We start from the raw sequence: 20842 nt of genomic DNA on the forward strand, positions 1-20842 counted from the left end.
CTCGGGTGCCTCTGATTGCTGCTGCGAGCGCGTGGGTCTGTGTCCTGGCAGAGGACCCTCCGGACGGCGTCCACCGACCGTCGTCAGGGAGGAAGTGGTCGCGGTGGAGGTGCTGTTCGAGCGGGTCGCCGGGCTGGACATTGGCAAGGAGTCGCTGACCGTCTGCATGCGGATCCCGGGCCCCGGCGGTCGCCGGGTGAGTGAGACCCGGACGGTCAAGACCACCACCCGCGCGCTGGGGGTGATGCGGAACTGGCTGGATGAGCACGGGGTGACGATCGCGGCGATGGAGTCGACCTCGACCTACTGGAAGGCGCCGTTCTACTGCCTGGAAGAGGTCATGGAGGTCTGGCTGCTCAACGCCGCGCACATGAAGGCCGTCCCCGGGCGCAAGACCGACGTCAAGGACGCCGAGTGGATCGCCCAGCTGCTCGAGCACGGCCTGCTGCGCCCGTCGTTCGTGCCGCCGCCGGGGATCCGCCGGCTGCGGATGCTCACCCGCTATCGGGAGCAGCTGATGGGCGACCGCACCCGGGAGGCGACCCGGCTGGAGCTGATGCTGGAGGACGCGTCGATCAAGTTGTCCTCGGTGGCCTCCAGCCTGACCACGGTCTCCGCCCGGGCGATGCTGGCCGCTCTGATCGAGGGAGAGCGCGATCCGCGGGCGTTGGCGCAGCTGGCCAAGGGCCGGATGCGGGTCAAGATCCCCGAGCTGACCGAGGCGCTGACCGGGCACTTCGATGCCAACCACGCCCGGCTGGCCCGCGCCATCCTGGACCGACTGGACCGGGTGGAGGCCGCGCTGGCCGAGCTCGATGCGGTACTGGAGGACGCGTTCGCCCCCTGGGACCGGCAGCTGCAGCTGCTGCAGACCATCCCCGGCGTGGGGCCCCGGGTCGCCCAGGTGATCATCGCCGAGACCGGCGCCGACATGTCCCGCTTCCCCTCGGCGGCGCACCTGGCCGCCTGGGCCGGGGTGGCGCCGGGGGTCTATGAGTCGGCCGGTAAGCGCAGCCCGGCCGGCGCCCGGCACGGCAACAAGTGGCTCAACCACATGCTGGTCGAGGCCGCCGGCTCGGTAGCCCGGATGAAGGGCACCAACTACCTCTCCGCCCAGCACGCCCGGCTCACCGCCCGGCGCGGGATGGGCCGCGCCCAGGTCGCGGTCGCCCACTCCATCCTGGTCTCGGCCTACTACATGCTCCGCGACGACGAGCCCTACCGAGAACTGGGAGCGGACTGGCTGGCCCGGCGCAACGACGAGGCGCACACCCGCCGGCTGGTCGCCCAGCTCGAACGCCTCGGCCACACCGTGGTCCTCGACCCCGTCGCCTGACCAACTGCAGAAGAACTGGAGGACGGGCTGCGCCCGCCCCGCGCTGACGCGCGCCTGCAACTCACCTATTCACGGGTCTGTGTCGGCTCGTGATCTTGTCCAGTTGGGTAGCGGAACCGGGGCCGTGAGCGAGGATCGACTACGCAGCCGAGGGTCGACGGTGCGGCGCTGCGGAGACCCGTGGCAGGTTTCAAGTTGCACTGCTGCGGAGGCGACTTGCCGAGGAGTGTCATGACGCCCTGAACGAGGACATGTCCGAAATGCCCCACCGGCTCACGACTCCACGGGGCTCGTGGACGCCGCACCCCGTCCGCGTAGCCCCGAAACGTGCGCAGGTCTGCCGCTATTGGAGATGGCGGATACGCAACAGGCCGCGCTGCGCGACGGTGACCGTGCCGGCGAGCGTGGTCAGGTCGTGACCGGCGACCACCTCCGCGAGCGCAGCGGCCACGGTCGGCGGCGACTGGTCAGACGGGCGCAGCACCAGGATGCCGGCGTGGCTACCCGACGGGTACGCCCGGATGTCGCCCAGTCCGCGATCGAGGGTCATCAACAGTCGTCCGTCAGCGGCTGCAGCGGTCACGACCTGCGGATCCGACGCACCGCCGAGGCCCTCGTCGACGACGGTGTCGACATCGTGTCCGGCGGCGATGAGCACCTGGCGAGCTGAACGAGGGACGTTCTCGTCGAGCTTGACCCTCACTCGGGGCCCAGCGGGACCAGTTCCTCACGGGCCAGCAGCGCCCCGTAGGCGGCAGCGGCCTGCACGCCTTCGGAGGTCAGGGTCGGGCACTCCTCGACGATCTGTTCGGTGCTCATGCCGGCGGCAAGGCAGTCGAGCACCACGCTGACCGGCACGCGGGTGCCGGCGATCACTGCCTGGCCGCTCAGCACGGCCGGATCGGTGGCGATCAACCCCAGCCGGTCGGAACTCACGCGCCTACTGTGCCCGTGCTCGCCAACCCCAGCCCAGCACGCCGAGTCCTCGACCGTGCGGACCTCGTCGAGCCGGACCCTCCATGCCTGCGCTGCGACCGGTGACCGCCCGATCACCTGCGCTCGCATGACACCGCCCGAGCCCCTCGACGTACCGGAGGAAAACCGGAGACACACCAGAGCCCGCCGGGAGGACGAGGGACTCGAAGGACGCCGCCCCTCGGTGATCGAGGACCCGGACTGCAGGAGAACCGGAGAAAAACAGGAACTTCGCCGTGCAGTGTCACCAACCGGCCGGAAATGGCGCCTTCTCCAGGTGGGCTGCCGCGCCGAACGCCGGCGCACGAGGCCGGCCGACGAGGAGGGCGACACATGGGCGACACTCATCGACCTCGGGAGCCGGTGTCCAGCGACTCGTTGCTGCTGACGCCCGAGGAGGCCGCCACAGTGCTCCGCGTCGGCCGCACCACGGTCTATGCCCTCATGAAGGCCGGCGACCTACGCCCGGTGCACATCGGCCGCAGCTGTCGGATCTCCCGCGCCGAGCTCGAGCGCTACGTGCAGCACCTTCAGGCTCCCCCACCGCCTCAACCGACCCGGACGCGCTCCCAACGCAGAGGAACCAGCACGGATCAGGGCAGGCTCTTCGACGTCGTCCACAGCCGGCTGAATCGGCCCTGACCTGTGGATCCACGACGGCCTGCGTCGGCCCGACCCCTGACACTCGTCACTTGGTGACGGCGAGAGGGGCCGGTGGTGAGTCCACGGACGCCGCGGAGCGGGTCCTCGGCGAAGCGTCGCGGCAACAGGGAAGGATCCACGCCGCGACGCCGACCGGACGGGCGCTGGCAGATCAACCTCCGAGTCACCGACGAACTTGGAGTGGCCACCCGTCACACCGTCTACGGCGAAACCCCGCAGGAGGCGCGTGACAAGGCGGCCGCGATCCGGCGGAGGGTGGCGGACGGGCAGCCCGCCCGGGACCGCAGACAGACGGTCGCGGCCTTTGCCCAGCACTGGATCGACACGACGCTGCAGGCCTCCGAGTGCAAGCAGACGACCAAGGTCATGTACGCCGGCGTCGCCCGGACGCACATCCTTCCCAGCCCCATCGGGCGGCTGACCCTGGACAAGGTCCGGCCGTCCCACGTCGAGGGGTGGGTGGTGGAGCTCCGGCACAAGGGGTTGGCCGAGTCGACTGTCCGTTCGGCGTACACGATCTCCGCGCCGTGCTGGACACCGCCGTCCGCGACGGTGCGCTGGCGTCCAATCCGGCAGCAGTCATCCGGCGGCCGAAGGTAACCAGCGTGGAGGCCGCCCACCTGACACCTGCCCAGGTCGCCGACCTCCTGCGTGCGGCTGAGGACACCCGCTACGCCCCACTCTTCGCGCTGCTGGTGCACACCGGCCTGCGCCGGGGTGAGGCGCTGGCTCTCAGGTGGGCGGACGTCGACCTGACGAAGCGCCTGCTCCGGGTGCGGGGCACGCTCGCCCGCGTCCAGGGACGCCTGGTGGTCACCGAGCCGAAGACGGCGAGGTCGAAGCGCTCCGTCCCGCTGTCCGCACCGGCCGAGCGACTGCTCCGCGACGTCCGCGCCACCCAGGACGACGAGCGGCAGCAGGCCGGCTCGGTCTGGCAGGAGACCGGCTTCGTCTTCACCACCGTGACCGGCGAGCCCTCCGACCCCCGAAACGCCCTTCGCGCACTCAAGGTCGCCGCCACGAGGGCCGGTCTCCCCCACGCCGGGCTGCACACCCTCCGGCACTCGGCGGCCAGCGTGCTGCTCACCTCCGGCGTCCCGCTCAAGGTCGTCTCGGAGATCCTCGGCCACTCGTCGATCGCCATCACCGGCGACGTCTACGGGCACGTCGCGCCCGACGTCTCACGCGGCGCGATGGACGTCCTCGGCGCCGCCTTCGGCGAGTAAGAGTGGCCTAACGGTGGTCAAAACGGTGGTCATGCGCCGCAAGACGCAGTCAGGGGCCGTTCCGGATCTCTCCGGACACGGCCCCTGAGCTGCAGTTTCCCACTGTCGGGCTGACAGGATTTGAACCTGCGACCCCTTGACCCCCAGTCAAGTGCGCTACCAAGCTGCGCTACAGCCCGAGCGCCGGGTGGCTCGCACCGCCCGGACGCCTGCGTAGAGCAGGTTACCGCACCGGCCGAGGCAGTCGGACCGGTGGTCAGCCGCCCTGGGTCACCGTGTCCCGGTCGCCGGCCAGCACATCGCGCAGCCGCCCGGCCACCGCGTCGACGTCCGGCGGCGGGCCGTAGCCGGAGTCGAGGAAGCTCCCGTGGTCGCCGGGGAACTCCACGGCCGTCGTCCCGAGCCGGTCGGCGAGGGCGAGACCACCGCGGTGGGCCAGCTGCCCGGCCGAGCCGACACCGACGGCCGCCACGACCCGCGTCGGGACCCGGCGCAGCGCGTCGACGTCGTGCTCGTACGACGTGGAGGTCAGCAGGTTCTGCCCGAGCAGCACGTCGTCCCGAGAGCCGTCGTCCTCGGCCGGCAGACCGAAGGCGGCGGGGTCGGCCGACGGCTGCTCGGTGAACCCGTCGGTCGGCCCCGAGTGCATGACCAGCCGGATGAACTCCGCCATCCCCGCGCCGTGGCCGGCACGCCGGTAGGTCTCGGCCACGTGCCGGCAGGCGGCCAACGCCGGCTCACGGTCGGGCAGCAACTGCACCGCGGGCGGCTCGTGCGCCACCAGGGTGCGCACCTGCTCGGGGTGCCGGGCGACCAAGACCAGCGCGTTGACCGCTCCCCCGCTGCTGGCGAACACGTCCACCGGCCCGGCGCCCAGCGCGTCGACCAGCCGGGACAGGTCGTCGGCGTGCTCCTCCGGCGTGGACTCGGCCGCGCCGTCGGTGCGCCGGCTGCGGTCGGCCCCGCGCGGGTCGTAGGTGACGACGGTGCGCTCGGGGAAGCGCTCGGCCAGCGAGGCGAAGCCCGACGCGCCCATGGGCGAGCCGATGAGCAGCAGCGGCGGCTCCGAGGCCTGCGTGCCGGGCCGGACGTCGTAGGTCAGCACGGCGCCCCGGGTCTCCAGGGTGTGCGTCTGCGGTGCGGTCATGCCGGGGAGACCGGCGTCGGCGGCCGGACTCATCGGTCAGCTCCTCGGCTTCTCGCTCCCCCGACCCTCGCGCACCTTCACCGAGATCTCGATCGGCGTCCCGTGGAACCCGAACCGCTCGCGCAACTTGCGCTCCAGGAACCGCCGGTAGCCGGCCTCGAGGAACCCGGTGGAGAAGACGACGAACCGCGGCGGGCGGACGTCGGCCTGCGTGACGTACTTGATCTTCGGGGCGCGGCCACCGCGGGCCGGCGGCGGCGTCTCCTGCACCAGCGCGCGGACATAGGTGTTCAGCTCCGCCGTCGGCACGCGCGTCTCCCAGGAGGCCAGCGCCTCGCGCAGGTGCTGGGCCAGCTTGTCCACGCCGCGGCCGGTCTTGGCCGAGATGTTCACCCGCGACGCCCACCGCACCCGGGCCAGGTCGCGCTCGATCTCGCGCTCCAGCTGCAGGCGGCGGTCCTCGTCGAGGGTGTCCCACTTGTTGAACGCGATGACCAGCGCGCGACCGGCCTCGATCACCTGGGTGATCACCCGCTGGTCCTGCTCGCTGACCACCTCGTCGGCAGCCACCAGCACGACGGCGACCTCGGCGGCCTGGATGGCGGCTTCGGTCCGCAGGCTGGCGTAGTACTCCATGCCGCTGGCGGTGTTGACCTTGCGGCGCAGCCCCGCGGTGTCGACGAACCGCCACTCCTCGCCGCCCAGGGTGACGATCGAGTCGACCGGGTCGACGGTGGTGCCCGCGACCGAGTCGACGACGGATCGCTCCTCGCGCGCCACGCGGTTGATCAGGCTGGACTTGCCGACGTTGGGCCGGCCGACCAGCGCCACTCGGCGGGGGCCGCCCTCCTCCTCCTGCTCCCGCGGCGCCTCGGGGAGCGCGTCGAGCACCAGGTCGAGCAGGTCGCCGCTGGCCCGGCCGTGCAGCGCGCTCACCGGCTGCGGCTCTCCCAGCCCCAGCGACCACAGCTCGGCGGCATTGGACTCGCTGCGCTCGTCGTCGACCTTGTTGGCCACCAGGATCACCGGCCGGTCGCTGCGGCGCAGGATCCGCGCGGCGGCCAGGTCGGTGTCGGTGGCGCCCACCTGGCTGTCGACGACGAACACGATGACGTCGGAGGTCCGCATCGCGTACTCGGCCTGGCGGGTGATCGAGGCACCCAGCCCGCTGGCCCGGGGATCCCAGCCGCCGGTGTCGACGACGGTGAACCGCTTGCCGTTCCACAGCGCCTCGTAGGCGATGCGGTCGCGGGTGACGCCCGGGGTGTCCTGGACGACGGCGGCGCGGCGGCCCAGGAAGCGGTTGACCAGCGTGGACTTGCCGACGTTGGGCCGGCCGACGATCGCGACGACCGGCAGCGGCCCGGTCTGCTCGCTCATGCGTCCTCCTCGCTGGCACTCGTCGAACGCACGAGCGGCGTTGCTGTGTCCCTGCGTGAGCTCGCGAGCTCGCTCACGTGCCCGCCCCGACGGTGCTGAGGGCCAGCTCGACGACCCGGTCGACGACGCCCTCGCGGTCGAGGTGGGTGCTGTCGACGACGACGGCGTCCTCGGCCGGGCGCAGCGGGCTGTCGGCGCGGCTGCTGTCGTACTCGTCGCGGCGGCGCAGGTCGGCGGCGAGCTCGGCGATCTCCTGGGGCGTGGTCAGCCCGAGCTGGGCCGCCCGCCGCTGGGCGCGGGCCTCGGGGGCCGCGGTCAGGTACACCTTCAGCGTCGCGTCGGGCAGGACGACGGTGCCGATGTCCCGTCCCTCGACGACGACCGCGTCGGCCGCGGAGACCAGCGCGCGCTGCTGGTCGACCAGCCGCCGGCGCACCGAGGGCACCGCCGAGACCGCCGACACCGCACGGGTGACCTCGGCGCCCCGGATGCGCACGGCGACGTCCACGCCGTCGACCTCGACCAGCTCGGTGTCGGCCGCCGTCCCGACCTCGATCCGGGCCGCGGCGACGACGGCGGCCACGGCCTCGGCGTCCTCCGGGTCCACCCCGGCATCCAGGACGGCGACCGTCGCGGCGCGGTACATCGCGCCGGTGTCCAGGTAGGCCGCGCCCAGCCGGGAGGCGACCGCCCGCGCGACGCTCGACTTGCCCGTCCCCGACGGGCCGTCGAGGGCGACCTGGCCGGTGAAGCCCGCGCTCACTGGGCGATGTCCCGTCGCAGCGCCACGGCCCCGCGCAGGTACACGTGCTGCACCTCGTCGCGCGGCCGGTCGGTCTCCACGTGGGCCATCAGCCGCAGCACCCGCGGCAGCGCGTGCGGGACGCCGATCTCGGTGGCACACATCAGCGGCACGTCCCCGAAGCCGAGCTCGCGGGCGGCCAGCGCCGGGAACTCCGAGACCAGGTCGGGGGTGGCGGTGAACAGGATGCTGATGACGTCGTCGTGCTCGAGCTGGTTGCGCTCCATGACCGCGGTGACCAGCTCCCGCGTCGCGTCGAGGACCAGGTCCCGCTCGTCGGCGTCCACCTGTGTCGCGCCGCGGATGGCTCGGACGGCCACTACCACTCTCCTCGATCGGTGCGGGGTCCCGGATCGCCGTGCCCCTCGGTCGAGTCTAGGTACCCCCCGCCGACCTGCCTCCGGCGTCCCGCGCTAGTTGGGGATAACGGACGCGCGTCAGCGCAGCCGCGGCGCGGTGAGGTCACGCACGTCCGCGTAGCGCTCGCGCACGGCCGGCACCGGGTCGGCCTCGTACCGCTCGGTGCCCGGCCGCGGCCACTCGGGCGGCGCCTCGCCCCCGGCCAGCACCCAGGCCGCCTGCCGGGCGGCGCCGTCGGCGACGTACTCCCCCGGCGGCGGCGCAAGCACCGGCACCCCGAGGACGGCGGGGGCGATGCGGCGCACCGCCTCCGACCGCGCCCCACCGCCGGCCAGCAGCACCCGGCGCACCGGGGTGCCGGTCGCGGCGACGGCGTCCAGCCCGTCGGCCAGCCCGCACAGCAGCCCCTCGACCGCCGCGCGGGCCAGGTGCGCCCGGTCCGCGGTCGCCAGCGTCAGGCCGTGCAGCGCGCCGGTGGAGTCCGGGCGGTCCGGCGTCCGCTCGCCCTCCAGGTACGGCACCAGCACGAGGCCGCCGGCGCCGGGCGGGGCCGACAGCGCCAGCCGGGACAGCTCGTCGAGGTCCACCCCGAGCAGCTGGGCGGTGGCGTCGAGCACGCGGGCGGCGTTGAGCGTGGCGATCAGCGGCAGGAAGTTGCCCGTGGCGTCGGCGAACCCGGCGACCGTGCCCGACGGGTCGGCCGCCGGCGTGGTGGAGACGATCGACACCACGCCGGAGGTGCCGATCGAGCAGACGACGTCCCCGGGCTCCGCCGCCAGGCCGAGCGCGGCGGCGGCGTTGTCCCCGGATCCGGGCCCGAGGACGACCCCGCCGGGCGTCGACCCGGCGGCCTCGGCCGGGCCGAGCACCCGCGGGACGACGGCGCCGTGCCCGAGCGCGCGCTCGAGCAGGTCGGGGCGGTACTCCCCCGTCGCCGCCGACCAGTAGCCGGTGCCGCTGGCGTCCCCGCGGTCGGTCACCAGGGCCTCGAGGCCCGGTCCACCGGGCAGACCGGCGCCCGCCAGCCGCCAGGTCAGCCAGTCGTGCGGCAGGCAGACCGCGGCGGTGCGGGCGGCGTTCGCGGGCTCGGCGTCGGCCAGCCAGCGCAGCTTGGTCACCGTGAACGAGGCGACCGGCACCAGCCCGACCGCGTCGGCCCACGCCTGCCCGCCGCCGAGCTCGGCGGTGAGGTCGCGGGCCGCACCGGCCGAGCGGGTGTCATTCCACAGCAGCGCCGGGCGCACCACCGCGCCGTCGTCGTCCAAGCAGACCATGCCGTGCTGCTGGCCGCCGACGGCGACCGCCGCGACGCCGTCCAGCCCGCCGGCCTGCGCCAGCGCCCGGTCCAGCGCGGCCGCCCAGGCGGGCGGGTCGACCTCGGTGCCGTCGGGGTGCGGCGCCCGGCCCTCCCGCACCAGCGCGCCCGAGACGGCGTCGCGGACGACGACCTTGCACGCCTGGGTCGAGGAGTCGACCCCCGCGACCAGCGTCATCAGCGGGCGCCGAGCAGGTGCTCCACCGCCAGCTGCGAGAGGCGCACCTGGCCGCCGGGGCGGGCGCCGGCAGCCTCGGCGTCGAACTCCTCGAACGCCGAGGGGTCGGCCAGCAGGTCGGCGTGCGTCTCGCCGTCGGCCAGCGTCGGCTGCGCCAGCTCCGGCACCTGTGCCGCGGCCAGCGCCTCCTGCACCTCGGGGTCGGCGCGGAAGGCGGCGGCGCGCTCCTTGAGCAGCAGGTAGGTGCGCATGTTGGCCGCCGCCGAGGCCCACACGCCGTCGGCGTCCTCGGTGCGCAGCGGCTTGTAGTCGAAGTGCCGGGGGCCGTCGTAGGCCGGGCCGCCGCCGGGGCCGCCGTGCTCGAGCAGGTCGACGGTGGCGAAGGCGGACAGCAGGTCGCCGTGGCCGAAGACGAGGTCCTGGTCGTACTTGATGCCGTGCTGGCCGTTGAGGTCGATGTGGAAGAGCTTGCCCTGCCACAGCGCCTGCGCGATGCCGTGCGTGAAGTTCAGCCCGGCCATCTGCTCGTGCCCGACCTCGGGGTTCAGGCCCACCAGGTCGGCGTGCTCGAGGGTGGCGATGAAGGCCAGGGCGTGGCCGATGGTGGGCAGGAAGATGTCGCCGCGCGGCTCGTTCGGCTTGGGCTCGAGGGCGAAGCGCAGGCCGTAGCCACGATCCTCCGAGTACCGGGCCAGGGTGTCGATGCCCTCGCGGTAGCGGTCGAGCGCGGCGCGCAGGTCCTTGGCGGAGTCGACCTCGGCGCCCTCGCGGCCGCCCCACAGCACGTAGGTGCGCGCGCCCAGCTCGGCGGCGAGGTCCATGTTGCGCATGACCTTGCGCAGCGCGTACCGGCGGACGCCGCGGTCGTTGGCGGTCAGCGCGCCCTCCTTGAACACCGGGTGGGTGAACAGGTTGGTCGTGGCCATGGGGACGACGAGGCCGGTCTCCTCGAGCGCCGCCTTGAACCGCTCGACGTGCTTGGTGCGCTGGTCGTCGTCGCTGCCGAAGGGGATGAGGTCGTCGTCGTGGAAGGTGACGCCGTGCGCGCCCAGCTCCGCGAGACGGTGCACGCTCTCGACCGGGTCGAGCGCCGGCCGGGTGGCGTCCCCGAACGGGTCGCGGGCCTGCCAGCCCACCGTCCAGAGGCCGAAGGTGAACCGGTCGTCCTTGGTGGGCTGCGGCGCGGTCATGCGATCTCCCTCGATCGGGTTTTGTTCTTCCGTAGAACATAAAGCAGGACGCCACTAGCCTCAAGGGGTGGAGACCGGGGCGCGTCAGTCGACGCTGCGCAGCAGCAACCTGGCCCTCGTGCTGCGCACCGTCTGCGCGGCCGACGGGCCGCTGTCGCGTGCCGACGTCGCCGTCCGCACCGGGACGACACGGGCGACCGCGGCCCGGCTGGTCGACGAGCTGGTCGCCGGCGGTCTGCTCGACGAGGGCGAGCGGCTGGCCCTCCCCCGGCGCGGACGCCCGGCCACCCCGCTGCTGCCCGGCGCGCGGATCGGCGCCCTCGGCCTGCAGGTGGACGCCGGACTGCTCGCCGCCCGCGTGCTCGACCTCCGCGGCCGCGTCGTCGCCGAGCGGGTCGAGGAGGACGACCTGGTCGGCAGCGACCCGGCGCGCACGCTCGGCCGGCTGGGCGTCCTCACCACCGGGCTGCTGGCCGGGGTGCCCGCCGGGCTGCGGCTGGCCGGCGCCGGCCTGGCGCTGCCGGGCCTGGTGGACGGCGACCTGCTGCTGCGCGCGCCCAACCTCGGGTGGTCCGACCTCGCCGCCGTCGATCTGCTCAGCGGCCACCTGCCGGACGACCTGCGCCCCGTGCTGGGCAACGAGGCAGACCTGGCCGCGCGCACGGTGGCCGAGACCGCGCCGGGCCGCCCTGGCCCGCTGCGCGACTTCCTCTACGTCTCGGGGCAGATCGGCATCGGCGGCGCCGCCGTCCTCGGCGGACGGGTGGTGACCGGCAGCGCCGGCTGGGCGGGCGAGGTGGGGCACGTGTGCGTCGACCCCGAGGGGCCCGCCTGCCGCTGCGGCTCGACCGGCTGCCTGGAGCAGTACGCCGGGCGGCACGCGCTGCTGGCCGCCGCCGGGCTACCGCTGGACACCCCACCGGCGGAGGTCGTCGCCCGGGCCGGGGACGCCGACGTGCGGTCGGCCCTCGACGCCGCGGCCCGTGCGCTGGGCGTGGCGCTGGCCGGCGTCGTCAACGTGCTCGACCTGCCGGCCGTCGTCCTCGGGGGGCACCTGGCCGCGCTGGCCGAGCCGCTGCGCCCCCGGCTCGAGGAGCTCCTGGGCCGGCGGGTGCTGTCGGCACGGTGGCGCCGGCCGGTGGTCGCGGCGGTGACCGGGCCGCCGGCCGCGGGCGCGACTGGTGCGGCGCTGCGGGCACTGGCCGACGTGCTGGCCGACCCGGTGCGCCGGCTCCCCTAGGCCGTGTTTGAGAAGTCGCTCGGCGCGCCGGACAGGCGTGTTGGTGCCGGGAAGTAGGCGAGGCCTCCGGTAGAGGGATCAACGACCAAGAAGACCCTCACCACGGAGACCTCGTGGACGGCACCCTACCGGCCGGTGCCCGCCATGACCTGACCGACGAGCAGTGGCTGATCCTGGCGGCACTGCTCCCGGGCAGGCCACGGACGGGCCGCCCACGCCGCTGGACGTTGCGGCAGCTGATCGACGGCATCCGGTTCCGCACCCGCACCGGGTGTCCGTGGCGGGACGTGCCCGAGCGCTACGGCACCTGGCAGTGCGTCTACGGGCTGTTCCGCGCCTGGCAGCTGGCCGGGCGCTGGGCCGGCATCGAGACCGCGCTGCAGGCGGTGGCCGATGAGGTCGGGTTGATCGACTGGACGGTGTCGGTGGACTCCACCGTCAACCGGGCCCATCAGCACGCCGCCGGCGCCCGCCGCCATCCCGAACAGCAGACCGAACCTCCGGTCGGCGAACCGGCCGACCACGCATTGGGCCGGTCCCGCGGCGGGCTGACGACCAAGGTGCACCTGGCCGTCGAGGCCGGCCGCAAGCCGCTGGCCACGCTCCTCACGCCCGGCCAGGCCGCCGACAGCCCGCAGTTCACCGTGGTGCTCGGCCGCATCCGGGTGCCGTGACGATCCGGGCCGGGACGGCCCCGGACCCGGCCGGACCGGGTGCGGCCGATCGGCCTATTCCAGTCGCGGCAACCGCGCCTACCTGCGCCGACGCGGCGTTCCGGCGACCATTCCGAACAAGGTCGACCAGTTGGCCCACCGCCGCGCGAAGGGCTCGGCCGGCGGTCGGCCGCCGGCGTTCGACCGGGCCCGCTACCGGCAGCGGCACGCCGTGGAGTGCGGCATCAACCGGCACAAGCAGAACCGCGCCTTCGCCACCCGGTACGACAAGCTCGCCGTCCGCTACGACGCCACCGTCGAGATCACCAACATCAACATCTATCTCCGCGACTTATCAAACAGGGCCTAGAGACCCACGGCCTCCTCGAGCGCGCCGACCTCGGCCCGGGTGAGCCGGCGGATCGACCCGCTGCGCATCCGCTCGAGCTTGACCGGGCCGACGGCGGTGCGGGTCAGCCGGGACACCGGCAGCCCGACGGCGGCCAGCAGCCGCCGCACGATGTGCTTGCGGCCCTCGTGCAGCACCACCTCGACGACCGACTGGCCGGCGTGGGTGTCGACGACCTTGAAGGAGTCGACCTTCACCGGCCCGTCCTCGAGCTCCACCCCGGCGCGCAGCCGGCGGGCCGTGTCCCGCGGGATCGAGCCGGACACCTGCGCCAGGTAGGTCTTCTTCACCTCGTAGGAGGGGTGGGCCAGGCGGTGGGCCAGCTCGCCGTCGTTGGTGACCAGCAGCAGGCCCTCGGTGTCCTGGTCCAGCCGGCCGACGTGCACCAGGCCGGGCGCCAGGTCGCCGACCATGTCGCCGACGGTCGGGCGGTTGCGGTCGTCGCTCATCGCGGTGATGACCCCCGCGGGCTTGTTGAGCGCGTAGGTGACCCGGTCGTCGCGCAGCTCGATCCGGACCCCGTCGACGGCGATCTTGTCCCGCTCCGGGTCGACCCGCATGCCCTGGACGGCGACGGTCCTGCCGTTCACGCTGATCCGGCCCTGGTCGACCATGTTCTCCACGACGCGGCGGGAGCCGACCCCGGCGCGGGCGAGCACCTTCTGCAGCCGCTCCCCCTCCGCGGCGGCGTCACCGCGGGCGCGGCCGCGGTCGCCGGGGTGGACCGGGGCGAGCTCCATGTCCTCCGACCAGCCGTCGACGGGGCCGGGGGTGTGGTCGTCGTGCGGGGCGGTGTCCATCGCCGTCCAGTCTCCCACCCGGCGTCGCACGGCCTCCCGCCGCCGCTCTGCCGGCCCGCCGGCCCAATCCCGCCCGCACGCCCGGCGATCCGCCGGCGGAGCCGCGTACCGGTCCCCCGACCCAGCGGATGGCGGCCGACGTCTCCCCGCAGGTCCTCCGAGTCACGGCGGTCCGAGCGTGCTGGGCCGCACTCCGGCGCGGTTCCTGCTGCTCCCACGCCGTTGCACTAGCGCTGGGACGCGGGGAACGGCGCGAGAGTGCCGTCATCTCTCAGGCGTCGGGGTGCTCGTCCAGCACGGCCGACGTCTCGGGCAGCAGCGGGCCCAGCTCCGGCAGCTCGTCGAGGCTCTCCAGCCCCAGCCGCTCGAGGAACAGCGGGGTGGTCGCGTACAGCCCGCCGCCGCTGTCGGGGTCGGTGCCGACCTCGGAGACCAGGCCGCGGGAGACGAGCGTGCGCATCACGCCGTCCACCCCGACGCCGCGGATCGCCGACACCCGGGCGCGGGTCACCGGCTGCCGGTAGGCGATGACGGCGAGGGTCTCCAGCGCCGCCTGGGTGAGCCGGCTGCGCTGCCCGTCGACGAGGTGGCGCTCGACGACCCCGGCGTACTGCTCCCGCGTGTAGAGCCGCCAGCCCTCCCCCACCCGGCGCAGCGTGATGCCCGAGCCGCGGCGGTCGTAGTCCTCGGCGAGCTCGGCGAGCAGGGTCCGCACCCGCGACGCGGGGCAGCGCAACGCCTCCGCGAGCGTGACCTCGTCGGCCGGGGTGTCGACGACGAACAGCAGCGCCTCGAGCCCGCCCCGCAGCGCGGCCGGGTCGAGGTCGGGCTCCGGTTCCGGCTCGGGTGCCGGTTCCGGCTCGCGCGGCGGGACGGCGGCGACGGGCGGAGCCAGCGGCTCGGGCTCCTCGACCGGGGCGGGCTCGGCTCCCGGCGCCGGCCGCTCGGCGACCCGGGCGGCCAGCTCCGCGGCGACGGCGTCCCAGGTGGCGGGATCGGGGCCGTCGCGCTGCTCGGCCTCCTCGCGGGGAACGGCCAGCTCCGCGGCCAGCGCCTCCCACGAGATCGGCGGCCGCTCGTCCGTCACGCGCCCTCCTCGCTGGCGCTCGTCGGCCACGTGCCGGGCCGTGCTGCCCCCCGGCGGAACCTCGCGAGCTCGGTCACGCGTACCCCCCGTCGACGAGCGGCTCGGGCCCGGCATCGGCACCGCCCACCCAGCGCACGTGCAGCTCTCCCAGCGGGGTCAGCTGGTCGAAGACCACCCGCTGCTGGCGGTAGAGCTCCAGCAGCGCGAGGAACCGGGCCACCACCTCGAGGGTGTGGTCGCAGTCGGCGGTCAGCGCCCGGAAGCTCGCCGTCCCGGCGCCGGCGAGCCGGTCACGCAACAGCACGAGCTGCTCGGACACACTCACCGGCGGCGCGTGCAGGTGCGCCACGCCGACCGTGGGCGGCAGCGTCGGCGTGAGCGCCTTCGTCGCCAGGGCCGCGAACTGCTCGGGGGTGACACCGAGGAGGACCTCGGGCAGCAGGTCGGCGAAGCGGGGCTCGGGCGCGGCGTCGCGGGGGTGCCGGCGGACGGCGTCGGCCTCGCGGTCCCGCAGGAAGGCGGCCGCCTGCTTGTAGGCGCGGTACTGCAGCAGCCGGGCGAAGAGCAGGTCGCGGGCCTCGAGCAGCTCGAGGTCCTCGTCGTCCTCCACCTCGGCGGCCGGCAGCAGCCGAGCGGCCTTGAGGTCGAGCAGGGTGGCGGCGACGACGAGGAACTCGCTGGCCTGGTCGAGGTCGAGCTCGTCGCCGAGCGCGTCCAGGTGCGCGATGAACTCGTCGGTCACCTGAGACAGCGCGATCTCGGTGACGTCGAGCTCGTGCTTGCCGATCAGCTGCAGCAGCAGGTCGAACGGGCCCTCGAAGTTGGTCAGCCGGACGGTGAACCGCCCATTGCCGACCGCCGAGGCCTCCGTCGTCGTCACACCGTCAGCTTACGAGCGGTCACCGACGGTTCCGGGCTCGCGCACGCGCCTGTCTGTCGTCGGCGTGTGGCGGCCCGACACGCCGGCTGCGACGACCACCTGCCGATGATCACCGTGACGGGGCGGTCACGTCCCCGTGAGCCGCGAGACGAGCACCGAGTCCTCGCCGCGCTCGGCCAGGTCGGCCAGCAGCACGCTGATCGCCTCGCGGACGATGCGCCCCCGGTCCGCGGCCACCCCGTGCTGGCCGCGCAACGTCAGGCGCGCGCTCTCGAGCGCGAGCAGCTCCTCGGCGGAGATGTAGACGGTGATCTTCTCGTCGTGCCTGACGCGCTCGCTGCGCTGCGCCCGGCCGCGGGTCGGCCGCACCGGCGTGACGGCCGGGGCGGGAGCGGGCTGGCGGAAGGCGGCCAGCGGGTCGGCGTCGTCCGCACCACCGGGCACCAGCGTCAGCGGCGCGACCGGCTCGCCCCCGTCCCGTCGGGCGGGCCCGCCGCGCAGCGCCGGCGAGCTCACCGTGGCGCTGATGCTGGGCAGCTCGGTGACCTCCGGCGCCGGGGCGGCGTCGGTGCGGCGGAACAGCTCCGCCGCACCAGGCAGAACGGGACGACGCGTCACGCTGCCACCTCGCTGGCGCTCGGCGGGAGCGCGACGCAGCGTGCTCTGCTCATCGGTGAGCTCGCGAGCTCGCTCACAGCGCCAGGACCTCCTTGGCCAGGTCGCGGTAGGCCGACGCGCCCGAGGACGTCGGCGCCCACGTGGTGATCGGCTGACCGGCGACCGTGGTCTCCGGGAAGCGCACGGTCCGCTGGATGACGGTCCGGAAGACGGTGTCGCCGAAGGCCTCGACGACCCGGCTGAACACCTCGCGGCAGTGCACGGTGCGCGCGTCATACATCGTGGCGAGGATCCCGGAGATCTCCAGCTCGGGGTTGAGCCGCTCCTTGACCTTCTCGATGGTGTCGACCAGCAGGGCCACGCCGCGCAGCGAGAAGAACTCGCACTCCAGCGGGATGACCACGCCCTGCGCGGCGGTCAGCGCGTTGACCGTCAGCAGGCCCAGCGAGGGCTGGCAGTCGATGAGGATGTAGTCGTACTCGTCGCGGACGTCGGCGAGCACGCGCATCAGGGTCTGCTCCCGCGCCACCTCGCTGACCAGCTGCACCTCGGCGGCCGACAGGTCGATGTTGCTGGGCACCAGGTCCAGACCGGGGATGTCGGTGGACACCCGCACGTCCTTGAGCGAGGTGCGCCGCTCCATGAGGGCGTTGTAGATGGTCCGGTCGAGGTTCTGCGCCGGGACGCCGAGCCCGACCGACAGCGCCCCCTGCGGGTCGAGGTCGATGAGCAGCACCTTGCGGCCGTACTCCACCAGCGCGGCACCCAGGTTGATGGTCGACGTGGTCTTGCCGACGCCGCCCTTCTGGTTGCACATCGCGATGATCCGCGCGGGGCCGTGCTGCGTGAGCGGCTTGGGGTCGGGCAGCCGGCGCATGCGCGCGCGGGCTGGGTCCAGCCGCGAGGCGGCCGCACCCATCTCGGGCTCGGGGTCGGTCGGGAGCGCGAAGGCCTGACCGGCCGCGTCCCCTCGGATCGCCATCGCTGTCGTGTCCTCCACCTCGTGCCCGTCCGGCTCGCACCGGGAGCGGTCAGCCGTTCTGCCGCGCGGGATGCACCGACGGTAGGGAGATGGACACGCTTCACCCAGGAGGCACGCCGCATGTCGTGTCGACTTGGCGACCCGTGCCAACACAGCCGTCACATTCAGCCGAGACCGTTGGCAGGAGCCGCCGATAAGTGGCCTGGCAGCTGTCAGGTGACCGCACGCGGGTGGCTGCTGGCGTACACCTCGCGCAGCCGGTCGACGGTGACGAGCGTGTAGACCTGCGTGGTGGTCACCGAGGCGTGGCCGAGCAGTTCCTGGACAACGCGGACGTCGGCGCCGCCGTCGAGCAGGTGGGTGGCGTAGGAGTGCCGCAGCGTGTGCGGGGACACCTCCGCCGTCAGCCGCGCCCGCTCGGCCGCCGTCCGCAGGATCGCCCAGGCGCTCTGCCGCGACAGCGGGCCGCCGCGCGCGTTGAGGAACAGCGCGCCGCCGCGCACCCCGGCGCGGCCGGCCGCGACCAGCGCCGGGCGGGCGCGCACCAGGTAGTCCTCCACCGCCCGCAGCGCGTAGGACCCGACCGGCACGATCCGCTGCTTGCCGCCCTTGCCGGCCAGCCGGACCACCGACTGGCCGCGGTCGAGGTCGTCGACGGCCAGCCCGACCGCCTCGGAGATGCGCGCTCCCGTGCCGTAGAGCAGCTCCAGCAGCGTCCGGTCCCGCAGCCCGCGGGGCCCCTCCAGCGCGCCGGCGGCCTCGATCAGCGCGACCACCGATTCGACGGGGATGGCCTTGGGCAGCCGCCGCGCCGGCGACGGCGGCCGCACCTCGTGGGCCACGTCGTCGGGCACCAGCCCGTCGAGCAGCGCGAACCGGTGCAGCCCCCGGACGGCGACCACCGCCCGCGCCGCCGACGGAGCCGACAGGGGCGGGTGGTCGTCGTCCCCCTGCCGCAGCGCGGCGAGGAACCCGGCGACGTCGGACTCGGCCACCTCGCCGAGCCCGCGCACGCCCGCGGCGTCGAGGAACTCGGTGTAGCGGCGCAGGTCGCGGCGGTAGGCCGAGATGGTGTTGGCCGACAGGCCGCGCTCGACGGTGAGGTGGTCGAGGTAGCCGGTGACCACCCGCTCGACCGCGGACGTGGTGGACGTCGTCAGTGGAGCACCTCCTCGAGGGGGACGGGCGTCATCCCGTGGGCCGCGGCGACCTCGGGCAGCACCACCTGCCCGGCGACGACATTGACGCCGTGCGCCAGCGCCGGGTCCGAGCCGACGGCGGCCGCGGTGCCCTCGTTGGCCAGCGCCATGACGTAGGGCAGCGTCACGTTGGTCAGCGCGTGCGTCGAGGTGTTCGGCACCGCGCCGGGCATGTTGGCCACGCAGTAGAAGACCGACTCGTGCACCCGGAACGTCGGGTCGTCGTGGGTGGTGGGCCGGGTGTCCTCGAAGCAGCCGCCCTGGTCGACGGCGATGTCGACGAGCACCGAGCCGGGCTTCATCTGCGCGACCAGCTCGTTGCTGACCAGCGTCGGGGCCTTCGCGCCGGGCACCAGCACCGCGCCGATGACCAGGTCGGCGTCCAGCACGGCGCGCTCGACCTCGTAGGCGTTGGAGGCCACCGTCTGCAGGTGGCCCTGGTAGATCCGGTCGGCGGCACGCAGCTTGTCGACGTCCCTGTCCAGGACGACGACCTCGGCCTGCATGCCCAGGGCGATCGCGGCGGCGTTCATGCCCGACACCCCGGCGCCGATGACGACCACCTTGGCCGCGTAGACACCGGGCGCACCGCCGAGCAGCACACCGCGGCCACCGTGCGCGCGCTCCAGGCTGTGCGCGCCGACCTGCGGCGCCATCCGCCCGGCGACCTCGGACATCGGGGCGAGCAGCGGCAGCGCGCCGCCGGCGGTCTGCACGGTCTCGTAGGCGATCGCGGTGGTGCCGGAGGTCGTGAGGGCGTCGGTGCACTCCTTGGACGCCGCCAGGTGCAGGTAGGTGAACAGCGTCTGCCCCGCCCGCAGCCGGGCGTACTCCTCGGCGACCGGCTCCTTGACCTTGAGCAGCAGGTCGGCGTCGGCCCACACGTCGTCGGCGTCGGCCACGATCCGCGCGCCGGCCGCGGTGTAGTCGGCGTCCGGGATGGACGACCCCTCCCCAGAGCCCCGCTCGACGAGCACCGCGTGCCCGGCCCGCACCAGCTCGGTCACCCCCGCAGGGGTGAGCGCCACCCGGTACTCCCGGTTCTTGACCTCTCGGGGAACCCCGACCCGCATCGTCCGCTCTCCTGGTCCCGGCGGGTCGTCCCGAGGGTGACGGGCGCCCCACCGCGTCGTGGGCCGCCCGGTCGGGGCGTGCCTCGCGCGGAGTCTAGGAGAAGGACCCCCGTGCTCCCCGCCACTCGCGGGCTCGCGGCGGGCCCCTGCACGGCGCCGGGGCCGCGGTGGGGGTCCCGCTCAGTTCGCGGTGGTGGCGAACCCGCAGGCGGTGACCGCGGCGCTGCAGACGTCCTCGTCCTGCTGGCCGGTGCCGCCGCTGGCGCCGAGCGCCCCGGCCAGCTGCCCGTCGGCGTAGACCGGGACGGCACCGGGCTGCGGCGTGAAGCGGCCCCCGGTCATGGTCGCCAGCGCGGTGGAGAAGTTCGGCAGGCTGTCCATCTTCGACTTCTGCCCCGCGCTGGGCATGCCGTAGGCGGCAGCGGTCCACGCCTTGCCCTGGGCGACGTCGGTGGAGATCCACGGCGCGCCGTCGCTGCGCAGCGCGGCCACCAGGTGGCCCGCGGCGTCCATCACCGCGAAGGACATCGGCACGCCGACCCGGGCGCACTCCTCCCGGGCGGCGGAGAGGAGGGCCAGGGCCTGGTCGGAGGTCAGCACGGGGCCAGCCTGCCAGGGCCCCGGGCGCTCCGCCTGCGGGCGGGGCCCGCGGAGCGGAAGGTGGTCGGGTCGCCCGTCCGGACCGAGGAGTGCCCATGCCCCTCTACGCCCCGTCGCCCGCGCTGCGCGGCCGCCAGCTGGCCGCCGACCTGGGTCTGGGAGCCTGGTTGGTGCTGTGGGTGCTGGTCGCCCGGACGGTGCACGGCGCGGTCCTCGCCCTGGCCGAGCCGGGCCGGGCCGTCGAGGACCTCGGCGCGTCGGTCGCCGGCAGCATGTCCTCGGCCGCGACGGCGGCGCAGGACGTGCCGGTCGTCGGCGATGACCTGGCCGCGCCGTTCGAAGCCCTCGGCTCGGCCGGCGGGTCGGTCGGCGGCGCGGGGCAGGCCGCGCAGGACGCCGTCGGCACCCTGGCCACGGTGCTCGCCGTCGTCCTCGTCGTCCTGCCGGTGGGGTGGCTCCTGCTGCGCTGGCTGCCGTGGCGGGTGCAGTGGGTGCGGGCGGCCGGTGCCGCCCGGCGGCTGGCGGCCGCCGACCCGGCCGTCCTCGCCGCCCGGGCGCTGGCCACCGCGCCACTCGGCCGGCTGGCCGACCTGCCGCCGGGCACGGCCGACGCGTGGCGCGCCGGCGACCCGGCCGCGACCCACGCGCTGGCCGCCGTCGAGCTCGACCGCCTCGGGCTGCCGGCGGACACCCTCGCGGGGGGTGGGCGCCCGTTGGGGTTGAGGTGAC

At 74.4% G+C, this 20842-nt stretch carries 21 protein-coding genes, 1 tRNA gene and 2 pseudogenes; 7 read left to right on the top strand and 17 right to left on the bottom strand.

The window, feature by feature from the left end; genetic code table 11:
- Positions 1-103: 103 nt before the first annotated feature.
- The gene (locus tag BLW63_RS23840) at positions 104-1336 is read left to right on the top strand and encodes an IS110 family RNA-guided transposase (RefSeq protein WP_091161966.1); all 1233 of its coding nucleotides are present in this window, start codon (positions 104-106) and stop codon (positions 1334-1336) included.
- Positions 1337-1679: 343 nt separating this feature from the next.
- Here BLW63_RS23840 and BLW63_RS23845 read toward each other — a convergent pair whose 3' ends face one another.
- Positions 1680-2039, bottom strand: coding sequence for a DUF5615 family PIN-like protein (locus BLW63_RS23845; RefSeq protein ID WP_091161889.1), 360 nt, complete (start codon positions 2037-2039; stop codon positions 1680-1682).
- Complete coding sequence (locus BLW63_RS23850) at positions 2036-2272, bottom strand: DUF433 domain-containing protein (protein WP_091161968.1); 237 nt, start codon at positions 2270-2272, stop codon at positions 2036-2038. The genes BLW63_RS23845 and BLW63_RS23850 overlap by 4 nt, the downstream gene beginning before the upstream one ends.
- A gap of 372 nt (positions 2273-2644) precedes the next feature.
- Between BLW63_RS23850 and BLW63_RS29115 the strand changes: the two genes are divergently transcribed.
- The 3 genes from BLW63_RS29115 to BLW63_RS27540 all read left to right on the top strand — a co-directional run bounded on the left by BLW63_RS29115 (position 2645) and on the right by BLW63_RS27540 (position 4200).
- Positions 2645-2953, top strand: coding sequence for a helix-turn-helix domain-containing protein (locus tag BLW63_RS29115; protein WP_091161891.1), 309 nt, complete (start codon positions 2645-2647; stop codon positions 2951-2953).
- Positions 2954-3154: 201 nt separating this feature from the next.
- The gene (locus BLW63_RS27535; RefSeq protein ID WP_211517273.1) at positions 3155-3574 is read left to right on the top strand and encodes a hypothetical protein; all 420 of its coding nucleotides are present in this window, start codon (positions 3155-3157) and stop codon (positions 3572-3574) included.
- Positions 3575-3579: 5 nt separating this feature from the next.
- On the top strand, positions 3580-4200 hold the full coding sequence (locus tag BLW63_RS27540; RefSeq protein ID WP_211517274.1) for a site-specific integrase: 621 nt from the start codon (positions 3580-3582) through the stop codon (positions 4198-4200).
- 105 nt (positions 4201-4305) lie between these two features.
- Here the strand turns inward: BLW63_RS27540 and BLW63_RS23865 are convergent.
- The 7 genes and pseudogenes from BLW63_RS23865 to xylA form a co-directional block, all read right to left on the bottom strand.
- Positions 4306-4379: transfer RNA gene (locus BLW63_RS23865), tRNA-Pro, on the bottom strand.
- A 77-nt stretch (positions 4380-4456) separates the two neighbouring features.
- A complete protein-coding gene (locus BLW63_RS23870; protein ID WP_244522773.1) occupies positions 4457-5380 on the bottom strand; it encodes an alpha/beta fold hydrolase in 924 nt (307 codons plus the stop codon).
- Positions 5381-5383: 3 nt separating this feature from the next.
- A pseudogene (gene der, locus BLW63_RS23875) lies at positions 5384-6739 on the bottom strand (ribosome biogenesis GTPase Der); the annotation flags it as partial.
- A 61-nt stretch (positions 6740-6800) separates the two neighbouring features.
- Positions 6801-7490, bottom strand: coding sequence for a (d)CMP kinase (gene cmk, locus BLW63_RS23880; protein WP_091161895.1), 690 nt, complete (start codon positions 7488-7490; stop codon positions 6801-6803).
- Positions 7487-7849: a chorismate mutase gene (gene aroH / locus BLW63_RS23885; RefSeq protein ID WP_091161897.1), complete on the bottom strand. Its 363-nt coding sequence runs from the start codon at positions 7847-7849 to the stop codon at positions 7487-7489. The genes cmk and aroH overlap by 4 nt, the downstream gene beginning before the upstream one ends.
- Before the next feature lie 117 nt (positions 7850-7966).
- On the bottom strand, positions 7967-9382 hold the full coding sequence (locus tag BLW63_RS23890) for a xylulokinase (protein WP_091161900.1): 1416 nt from the start codon (positions 9380-9382) through the stop codon (positions 7967-7969).
- Complete coding sequence (xylA, locus tag BLW63_RS23895) at positions 9382-10572, bottom strand: xylose isomerase (RefSeq protein ID WP_091161901.1); 1191 nt, start codon at positions 10570-10572, stop codon at positions 9382-9384. Before xylA ends, BLW63_RS23890 begins: the two co-directional genes overlap by 1 nt.
- A 67-nt stretch (positions 10573-10639) precedes the next feature.
- Here xylA and BLW63_RS23900 point away from each other — a divergent pair, with 67 nt between their 5' ends.
- Both BLW63_RS23900 and BLW63_RS23905 read left to right on the top strand, forming a co-directional pair.
- A complete protein-coding gene (locus tag BLW63_RS23900) occupies positions 10640-11812 on the top strand; it encodes an ROK family protein (protein WP_091161904.1) in 1173 nt (390 codons plus the stop codon).
- 113 nt (positions 11813-11925) lie between these two features.
- Positions 11926-12835, top strand: a pseudogene (locus BLW63_RS23905) (IS5 family transposase).
- On the opposite strand, the gene BLW63_RS23910 reads toward BLW63_RS23905, so the two are convergent.
- The 8 genes from BLW63_RS23910 to BLW63_RS23945 all read right to left on the bottom strand — a co-directional run bounded on the left by BLW63_RS23910 (position 12832) and on the right by BLW63_RS23945 (position 20113).
- Positions 12832-13674 (bottom strand): pseudouridine synthase, encoded by an 843-nt coding sequence (locus tag BLW63_RS23910; RefSeq protein WP_170856950.1) that lies wholly within the window; start codon positions 13672-13674, stop codon positions 12832-12834. The pseudogene BLW63_RS23905 and the gene BLW63_RS23910 overlap by 4 nt on opposite strands.
- A 271-nt stretch (positions 13675-13945) precedes the next feature.
- Positions 13946-14761 (bottom strand): SMC-Scp complex subunit ScpB, encoded by an 816-nt coding sequence (scpB, locus tag BLW63_RS23915; RefSeq protein ID WP_091161906.1) that lies wholly within the window; start codon positions 14759-14761, stop codon positions 13946-13948.
- A gap of 73 nt (positions 14762-14834) precedes the next feature.
- Positions 14835-15641 (bottom strand): segregation and condensation protein A, encoded by an 807-nt coding sequence (locus BLW63_RS23920; protein WP_091161909.1) that lies wholly within the window; start codon positions 15639-15641, stop codon positions 14835-14837.
- A gap of 126 nt (positions 15642-15767) precedes the next feature.
- The gene (locus tag BLW63_RS23925) at positions 15768-16259 is read right to left on the bottom strand and encodes a hypothetical protein (protein ID WP_091161911.1); all 492 of its coding nucleotides are present in this window, start codon (positions 16257-16259) and stop codon (positions 15768-15770) included.
- A gap of 73 nt (positions 16260-16332) precedes the next feature.
- Complete coding sequence (locus BLW63_RS23930) at positions 16333-17241, bottom strand: ParA family protein (protein WP_091161914.1); 909 nt, start codon at positions 17239-17241, stop codon at positions 16333-16335.
- 212 nt (positions 17242-17453) lie between these two features.
- On the bottom strand, positions 17454-18368 hold the full coding sequence (locus BLW63_RS23935; RefSeq protein ID WP_091161916.1) for a site-specific tyrosine recombinase XerD: 915 nt from the start codon (positions 18366-18368) through the stop codon (positions 17454-17456).
- A 29-nt stretch (positions 18369-18397) separates the two neighbouring features.
- The gene (gene ald, locus BLW63_RS23940) at positions 18398-19513 is read right to left on the bottom strand and encodes an alanine dehydrogenase (protein WP_091161919.1); all 1116 of its coding nucleotides are present in this window, start codon (positions 19511-19513) and stop codon (positions 18398-18400) included.
- A 180-nt stretch (positions 19514-19693) separates the two neighbouring features.
- A complete protein-coding gene (locus BLW63_RS23945; protein WP_091161922.1) occupies positions 19694-20113 on the bottom strand; it encodes a GlcG/HbpS family heme-binding protein in 420 nt (139 codons plus the stop codon).
- A 95-nt stretch (positions 20114-20208) separates the two neighbouring features.
- On the opposite strand from BLW63_RS23945, the gene BLW63_RS23950 reads away from it, so the two are divergent.
- The gene (locus BLW63_RS23950) at positions 20209-20841 is read left to right on the top strand and encodes a hypothetical protein (RefSeq protein ID WP_091161924.1); all 633 of its coding nucleotides are present in this window, start codon (positions 20209-20211) and stop codon (positions 20839-20841) included.
- Position 20842 lies beyond the last annotated feature (1 nt).

This window comes from Geodermatophilus africanus, from assembly GCF_900107105.1.
Taxonomy (GTDB): Bacteria; Actinomycetota; Actinomycetes; order Mycobacteriales; family Geodermatophilaceae; genus Geodermatophilus; species Geodermatophilus africanus.

Bases quoted from the DNA above. Each gene is read 5' to 3' on its own strand.
- BLW63_RS23950 (WP_091161924.1), top strand. From the start codon at position 20,209: ATGCCCCTCTACGCCCCGTCGCCCGCGCTGCGCGGCCGCCAGCTGGCC.
- BLW63_RS23870 (WP_244522773.1), bottom strand. From the start codon at position 5,380: ATGAGTCCGGCCGCCGACGCCGGTCTCCCCGGCATGACCGCACCGCAG.
- BLW63_RS29115 (WP_091161891.1), top strand. From the start codon at position 2,645: ATGGGCGACACTCATCGACCTCGGGAGCCGGTGTCCAGCGACTCGTTG.
- BLW63_RS23930 (WP_091161914.1), bottom strand. From the start codon at position 17,241: ATGGCGATCCGAGGGGACGCGGCCGGTCAGGCCTTCGCGCTCCCGACC.
- ald (WP_091161919.1), bottom strand. From the start codon at position 19,513: ATGCGGGTCGGGGTTCCCCGAGAGGTCAAGAACCGGGAGTACCGGGTG.
- xylA (WP_091161901.1), bottom strand. From the start codon at position 10,572: ATGACCGCGCCGCAGCCCACCAAGGACGACCGGTTCACCTTCGGCCTC.
- BLW63_RS23890 (WP_091161900.1), bottom strand. From the start codon at position 9,382: ATGACGCTGGTCGCGGGGGTCGACTCCTCGACCCAGGCGTGCAAGGTC.
- BLW63_RS23910 (WP_170856950.1), bottom strand. From the start codon at position 13,674: ATGGACACCGCCCCGCACGACGACCACACCCCCGGCCCCGTCGACGGC.